Annotated in this window: 7 protein-coding genes; all 7 read right to left on the reverse strand. The window is 69.5% G+C overall.

The genetic code is table 11. The features are described 5' to 3' along the window. Nucleotides 1-6 precede the first annotated feature (6 nt). On the reverse strand, nucleotides 7-1,212 hold the full coding sequence (locus OO70_RS46475) for an alpha/beta hydrolase family protein (RefSeq protein ID WP_043686392.1): 1,206 nt from the start codon (nucleotides 1,210-1,212) through the stop codon (nucleotides 7-9). After that, the gene (locus OO70_RS46480; protein WP_043686394.1) at nucleotides 1,209-1,925 is read right to left on the reverse strand and encodes a LuxR C-terminal-related transcriptional regulator; all 717 of its coding nucleotides are present in this window, start codon (nucleotides 1,923-1,925) and stop codon (nucleotides 1,209-1,211) included. The genes OO70_RS46475 and OO70_RS46480 overlap by 4 nt, the downstream gene beginning before the upstream one ends. Continuing rightward, nucleotides 1,916-3,553, reverse strand: coding sequence for a sensor histidine kinase (locus tag OO70_RS56415; RefSeq protein WP_051742296.1), 1,638 nt, complete (start codon nucleotides 3,551-3,553; stop codon nucleotides 1,916-1,918). The genes OO70_RS46480 and OO70_RS56415 overlap by 10 nt, the downstream gene beginning before the upstream one ends. A 210-nt stretch (nucleotides 3,554-3,763) precedes the next feature. Then, a complete protein-coding gene (locus tag OO70_RS46490) occupies nucleotides 3,764-4,936 on the reverse strand; it encodes an acetoin utilization protein AcuC (protein WP_043686422.1) in 1,173 nt (390 codons plus the stop codon). Further along, nucleotides 4,887-6,098, reverse strand: a complete 1,212-nt coding sequence (locus OO70_RS46495; RefSeq protein WP_106971899.1) for an MFS transporter — start codon at nucleotides 6,096-6,098, stop codon at nucleotides 4,887-4,889. Before OO70_RS46495 ends, OO70_RS46490 begins: the two co-directional genes overlap by 50 nt. Before the next feature lie 67 nt (nucleotides 6,099-6,165). Beyond that, nucleotides 6,166-6,369, reverse strand: a complete 204-nt coding sequence (locus OO70_RS46500; protein ID WP_043686396.1) for a hypothetical protein — start codon at nucleotides 6,367-6,369, stop codon at nucleotides 6,166-6,168. A 102-nt stretch (nucleotides 6,370-6,471) separates the two neighbouring features. Then, entirely contained in the window at nucleotides 6,472-7,116 is a 645-nt protein-coding gene (locus OO70_RS46505; protein ID WP_043686397.1) for an HAD family hydrolase, read from the reverse strand. Nucleotides 7,117-7,225: the final 109 nt, after the last annotated feature.

Below are 7,225 nucleotides of genomic sequence, written 5' to 3' on the forward strand. Positions count from 1 at the left end.
TGAACTTCATGGAATGAACGTGACCTCTGGGAACGCCGCGTTCGGGCCGTCGAGCAGGCGCCCCTGACGGTGCCGGAGGTGCAGGTCGAAGAACGCGAGTGGATACGCCTGCTGGATCCGTGCCGCCCGGGCCGGGGCGAGGGTTCCGATCCAGCTCCGGAGGTCCTCGTCGCTCATCCCGACCGCTTTCGCCAGTTGCGGGATCAGCACCTGGTAGTCGCCGTACGACGAGTGGACGGCGCCGTCGGCCTGGACGTTGAGCCGCCGGCCCCGCAGGTGCGACCAGAACTCGGCGACGCTCGGCTCCTCGGCACGGGGGAACGCGGCGGTCATCAGCATGAACGGCCGGTCCAGGTCGGTGGTGACCGTCGGTTGCATGGGGCCGTCGAGGCTCAGCCCGGCCCGGACACGTAGGTCCTCGCTCATGACGAGGGCGGTCGCCGTCGCGCCCTTCGACCAGCCGAACATGCCGATGCGACGGGGGTCGAGGGCACCGAGCAGGCCGGCCGGCAACGGTCTGTGCTCGGCGTCGGGGTTGCGTCCGGCTGCGAGGTCGTCGACGCGGTCCAGGACGAACAGGATGTCCGTGGCGAAGTCGCGTGCTCCCAACGCCGGGACGTCGACCGGGACGGTCAGCCGGCCGTCGGGGATCTCGCTGAACGCGTCGTAGGTGTGGTCCACCGTGACCACCACGAACCCGTGGCCGGCAAGTTCCTGCACCACGATGGTGGTGTCCGCCCGGTGATCGTGCGCGCCGTGCGAGAACACGACGACGGGCAGCCGTTCGTCGACCGGTCGCCGCCGCACGGGTGCGCCCTCGTGTCCGGCCGTGAGCGGCGCCACCGCCACATCGGCCGGGAAGCCCCCCGACACGAGGAGCGGCCGGAGCACGGCGGGTGACGTCCAGCGCGCCCGCGGAAACCGCCGGACGTCACGCGCGGGGTACCAGACGCCGGCCATCAACTCGCGGTGATGCCCGGGGCCGAGTACGGGATCCGTACGTGAAGTATCGACGAGGTGCAGAGGTACCGTGCCCACCGGGTACGGTCCGGTGGGCGCCGGCAGGGTAAGCCGCACCGGGCCCGAGGCGGGCGAAGCCGCCCACGCCCGGCCCGCGACCCCGGTCGGCACGGCGGCCCCGACTGCCAGCGCGGCCCCGACCATGCGACGGCGCGTCATTCCGTCTCGGCTCGTGAACGGTGTGGTGGTCACGGACCCTCCCCTGTTTTCTGAACTGCCGGGCCCCGCCCGGTCCTTGAGCGGTCTGCACGCGGTACGGACATGAGGTGGGCGAGCACGGCCAGCACGCGCCGGTTGTCGTCGTCGGAAGGAGCGAGCTCCAGCTTGGTGAAGATGCTGGTGCTGTGCTTGGACACGGCCTTCTCGCTGATGAAGAGCCGGTTCGCGATGGCGCTGTTGGAGCGTCCCTCGGCCATGAGCTCCAAGACCTGGCGTTCCCGCTCGGTCAGTCTGGAGAGGGGTTCGCGTGCGCCACGGCCGCGGCGGCCGAGCAGCTTGGTGACCACTTCGGGGTCCATGACCGTGCCGCCCGCGGCGACCGTACGGATCACGTCGACGAACTGGTCGTCGCTGAACACCCGGTCCTTGAGCAGGTAGCCGACCCCGCCCGCCTGGTCGGCGAGGAGTTCCTGAGCGTAGATCTGCTCGACGTACTGGGAGAGCAGCAGGATCGGCAGTCCGGGTATCCGTTCCCGGGCGGCGAGTGCCGCACGGAGTCCGTCGTCGGTGTGGGTGGGCGGCAGCCTGATGTCCACGATCGCGAGGTCCGGCCGGAATTCCAGCAGCGCGTCGAGCAGGCCCGGCGCGCTGTCGGTGGCCGCCGCGATCTCGAACCCGCGCGCCTTGAGAAGCCGGACCAGCCCCTCCCGGAGCAGAAAGAGATCTTCCGCGACGACTATCCGCACGGTACCTCCATGACCACGATCGTCGGCCCTCCGGGCGGGCTGCTGACCGCGAGGATGCCGTCGAAGGCCGCGAGCCGTCGTTCCACCCCGGCCAGTCCGCTGCCCCGGGCGGGATCCGCGCCGCCCATCCCGTCGTCGACCACCTCGATGCGCAGCAGCCCGTCCGCCTGGGCCATCCGGATCTGGAGGCCGCGCGCCGAGGCGTGCCGGACGGCGTTGGTGACCACCTCGGCGACGGCGAAATAGCAGGCCGATTCCAGCGGGGCGTCGAGCCGTTCGGGCAGCTCGATCTCGGTCTCGCACGGCAGGGGCAGGTCCAGTGCCAGCGCCCGGACCGCTTCCCCCAGGCCCCGGTCGGCCAGCATCGGCGGGTGCATCCCCCTGATCAGGCCGCGCAGTTCCTCCAGCGCCGACGCCGAGGCGACGCGGGCCTCCACGACCAGTGCGGCGGCTTCGTGCGGACTGCTGTGGATCATCTCCTCGGCGACCCTGAGGTTCATCCCGATCGTGACGAGCCGTCCCTGCGCGCCGTCGTGCAGATCGCGCTCGATCCGGCGCAGCTCCGCAGCCGCGGAGTTGACCGCCTCGGCCCGTGTCTCGGTCAGCTCCCGCACCCGCCGGGTCAGCGCCGGATCCGGCTCCCGCCCCAACAGCCGCCTGGCGTCCGGCAGTACGGTCAGTGGCAGCAGCCAGAGCCCCAGGGCCAGCAGCACCACCCCCTCGATCCCACCGAGGACCGACGCATGGTGAGCCACCTCAGCGGGGAGGGACGGCGCCGGTCCGTGCGGGTCGCCGACCTTCCGCACCACCACCAGGTAACGCCCGAACCCGCTCTGCACGACGTTGTGCGCCCCGATCCCCACCAGCCCCAGGGCCGCCAGGTCCGCCGCCGCCCTCGGCCACCGCGTCAGCCCGACCACGACGGCCGCCAGCAGCGCCAGCCCCGCCAGGTAAGCCACCACTGCCGGCCCGGTCCCGGCGTCCGGCGGCACGGACTGCCACAGATCGAGGCCGAGCAGGGGACCTGTCATCACCACGACCGCGGGCAGCAGCAGGGCCCAGCGCGCGGACCTCACCGCGTCGGCTCCGGCCAGCCGTACGGGTCTGCCGTTCGCCAGACGGACCAGACCCGTAGCAGCGAGGGCGGCGAGAAGGGGGACACCCACACTGCCCACCAGGACATTCAGCGGTGTCCGCCCGGAGGAAGCAGCGGGGTACGTGAGCCAGTACGTCCATTCGAGCAGTTCACCCGTCACCCCCGCGACCACGGGCAGCACCCACCGTCCGGGCGCCCGCGCCGAGTTGAGCAGCACGGTGGCCAGCAGGCCGGCCATCAGCAGCGACGCCACGGGCAGACCGACGGGTTCCATGTCCGGCAGGGTGACGACGTAGCCGGGCAACCCGGCCGAGCTGTGCAGGGCGAGCAGCAGAACCCTCACACTGCCGTACGCGGCCGTACCCACCAGCCCCGCCACGACCGGCCAGCCGATCCACTCGGCCGGCCGCCCGGTACGCGCCGGCCGGTCCCGCGACTGCTCCGCTCTGAAGGCCAGCACGGCGCAGACCGCGATGAAAGCCCCGATCACGCCCTGCGGCCAGAGCGACCCGCCCACCGGAAACGGCCACATATCAGCCCCTCGTCTCGTCCTCCAGGCCACGCCCCGTGTCCTGGAGATCATGCTGCTGCGAGGGGACCAACAGACACCATGGGCCGAAACCTACTTCTGAGGTAGGCAAACACCTACCTCGTCCGGGCAGCCGCTGCGGGAGGCCCCGACCGGAAAACGAGAGGCGGCACGGGGGGGGCACAGCACCCAGGGACGTCCACCCCCACCCACCTACGCCAACAGCCCACGCAACGGAAACACCGCCCGCCGAGTAGCCAACACCGCCTGGTCAAGACGATCGGCGGGGTCATACCCCGACTCCCAGTCGCCGTAGGCCACCGGCCACCGCCCATCAGTCATCCGCTGCGGCCCCAACTGCCGCGTCCGCGCGAACACTTCCTGCCGCCACCCCTCGGGAATCACCGCCTCCGGCGCGATCTCCCGCCCCGCGGCAATAGCGACAAGATGCGTCCACGACCGCGGCACCACCTCCACCACGGCATAACCGCCCCCACCGAGCGCGACCCACTTCCCGTCGGCGTACTCGTGCGCCAGCTCATGACACGCGACCTGCACGGCCCGCTGCGCGTCCAACGACACCGCGAGATGCGCGAGCGGGTCCTCGAAATGCGTATCGGCCCCGTGCTGCGTCACCAACACCTGCGGCCGAAAGTCCGCGATCAACTCCGGTACGACAGCGTGAAAGGCCCGCAACCACCCCGCGTCCCCGGTCCCGGCAGGCAACGCCACATTGACCGCCGAACCCTCCCCCGCCCCCGCCCCGGTCTCCTCCGGCCACCCGGTCTGCGGGAACAGCGTCCGAGGATGCTCGTGCAGGGAGATCGTCAACACCCGGGGGTCCTCCCAGAACGCCGCCTGGACCCCGTCCCCGTGATGCACGTCCACATCGACATACGCGACCCGCTCGGCCCCCAGCTCCAACAGCCGGGCAATAGCCAGCGAGGCGTCGTTGTAGATACAGAACCCTGAGGCAGCCCCCGGCATCGCATGATGCAGCCCACCAGAGAAGTTCACGGCATGCGACACATCCCCGGCCCAAACAGCCTCAGCCGCCCCCACCGACTGCCCGGCAATCAACGCCGACACCTCATGCATCCCGGCAAAGGCAGGATCATCCATGGTCCCGAGCCCATACGCCCCGTCCGCCGACTCAGGATCAGCCGAGGCCGCCTTCACCGCCTCGACGTAGTCCTCCCGGTGGACGAGCCGCAGCGTCGAATCACCAGCAGCCTTCGCCGCTACGACATCCACGTCCTTGTCGAGCCCGAAGGCGTCGACGAGTCTCCGGGTCAGGTCGAGCCGGACCGGATCCATCGGATGGTCCGGACCGAAGTCATAGCCCGTTACTGCCTCGTCCCACATCAGCTGTGCGCGCCCGCTCATGCCCGTCACCGTATCGGTCCTCGTGCGGCGCGAACGAGCGGGCGTACACCAACGTCACCAGCACCAACACCATCGGCACGAGCATCGCCCCGCGGTAACTCCAGGCGTCGCCCAGCGCCCCCACCAACGGCGAACCGATCAGGAACCCCACGTAGTTGAAGACATTGAGCCGCGCGATCGCCGTATCGGAGGCCCCCGGGAACAACCGCCCGGCCGCCGCGAAGGTCTGCGGCACCAGCACACACAACCCGAGCCCCAACAGCGTGAACCCGAGCATCCCGACTCCGGCCCCCGGCGCCACGGCCACCACCGCGAACCCCAGCGCGGCCACCACCGCCCCCAGCCGCACGACGGCCACGGCCCCGAACCGCCGCACCCCGAGGTCCCCGATCCCCCGCCCGACCAGGCACATCACCATGTAGACGTTGTACGGAACGGTCGCGACCTGCTCCGAACTGCCCAGCACGTCCTTCAGATACTTCGCACTCCAGTTGGAGACGGTCGAGTCCCCGATATAGGCGAAGGTCATCACCAGACACAGCGGCAACAGCAACTTGAAGACGAGTGGCCCCGCTTCCGCACCCTCCGCCTCGCCGCCCGGCGCACCCCCGTCGACGTACCACCGACTCCCCACAAAGGCGGCCGGCAGCAACACCGCCACCACGGGCAGATACGACACCCACAGCGCGAGATGCCAGTGCGCCCCGGCCCACGCCAGCGAGGCCCCCATGATCCCGCCCAGGCTGTACGCGGCATGGAAGCTGAGCATGATGCTCCGCCCGTACGTCCGCTGCAGACTCACCCCGAGCATGTTCATCGAGGCGTCCAGCGCACCCACGCCGAGCCCGAACGCGCCGAGCGCGACGGCCAGTTCGGCCATGTTGTCGCCGGCCCCGACCCCGAGCAGCGCCAGGAGCACGACGGGCTGGGACCAGCGCAGCAGCACGCTGGGCCGTATTCGCTTCACCAGCTGTTCGGTGGTCACACTCCCGACACCGGCGAGGATCGGCACGGCGGCCAGGAAGACGGGCAGCAGCCCGTCCGAGACCCCGTACCGGTCCTGGATCGCGGGAATGCGCGTCACGAGCAGCGCGAAGGTGGCGCCCTGAGCGAAGAAGCTGAACGCCAAAGAGGCCCTACCGCGCCGCAGCACATCTGTCATGGCGGCGAGCGTAAGGGCCCCGGCGTACTCGTGGGTAGATCCAGCCAAAGATGAATTCGGCTCATCTTTACCGAGCGGCGACCAGCGAAGAAAAAACCGCAGGTGAGAGGCGGTTCCCACCCTTCACCTCGGCGGCGATCATGTCCGCCATCGACCCGGCGGCAAGACCACCACTCACGACGGCCGTCACGCCCATCGGCCTGCCCATCGCCACCGACACCAGCATCCCGATCCCGATGGCACTGCTGACCCCGCTGTCCTTGGCGAGCATCAGTCGCGGATCACCGGCAACGAGACTGAGAGACAACCCGACGACACGAAGAGGGTCAGCGCGGCAAAGGCATTGATCGTCCGGACCTCAGCATGACAAATGTCAGACGAGCAGGTCAGGCAACTCCCGCATATCACTGAAGAGTTGGTTAGCCCCGGAGAGCCGCTCAGCAGGCGTCATCGCGGTGAACCCGTACACATCCATCCCGGCCGCCACAGCAGCCCGCACCCCCAACGGACTGTCTTCTACGACCACACACTTCTCCGGTACGACGCCCATCCGCTCGGCCGCGTACAGGAACAGATCCGGCGCCGGCTTCCCCCGCCCCACGTCCTCGGAGCTGAAGACCCACTCCTCCTCGAACCACTGGTCCAGCCCGGTCGTCCGATGCCCCACCCGAATCCGCTCATGACTCCCGGACGACGCCACGCAGTACGGCACCCCGTCCGCGACCAGCCTCTCCAGTACGTCGACGGCCCCGGCGACCGGCTTCAACTCCCGCTCGAACGCGGCGAACACACGAGCATGGAAGACATCGTCGAAGTCGTCCGGCAACCGCTGCCCGGTCCGCTCCTCGACCAGGTCGTGCACGCGGTGCATCGCGGCACCCATGTAGTCGCGGAGGGACTCCTCGTAGGAGGTCGGATGCCCGAGTTCCGTGAGATAGCCGGCCAGGAGCTTGTTGGAGATCGGCTCGCTGTCGACGAGGACACCGTCGTTGTCGAAGATCACGAGGTCATAGCGCATACTGCTGACCCTAAACGCAGAAAACCCCTGTACCGAATAAACGGTACAGGGGTTTTCGCAATATTTGTTCGGCGGCGTCCTACTCTCCCACAGGGTCCCCCCTGCAGTA

The organism is Streptomyces xylophagus, assembly GCF_000716435.1.
GTDB classification, from domain to species: Bacteria; Actinomycetota; Actinomycetes; order Streptomycetales; family Streptomycetaceae; genus Streptomyces; species Streptomyces xylophagus.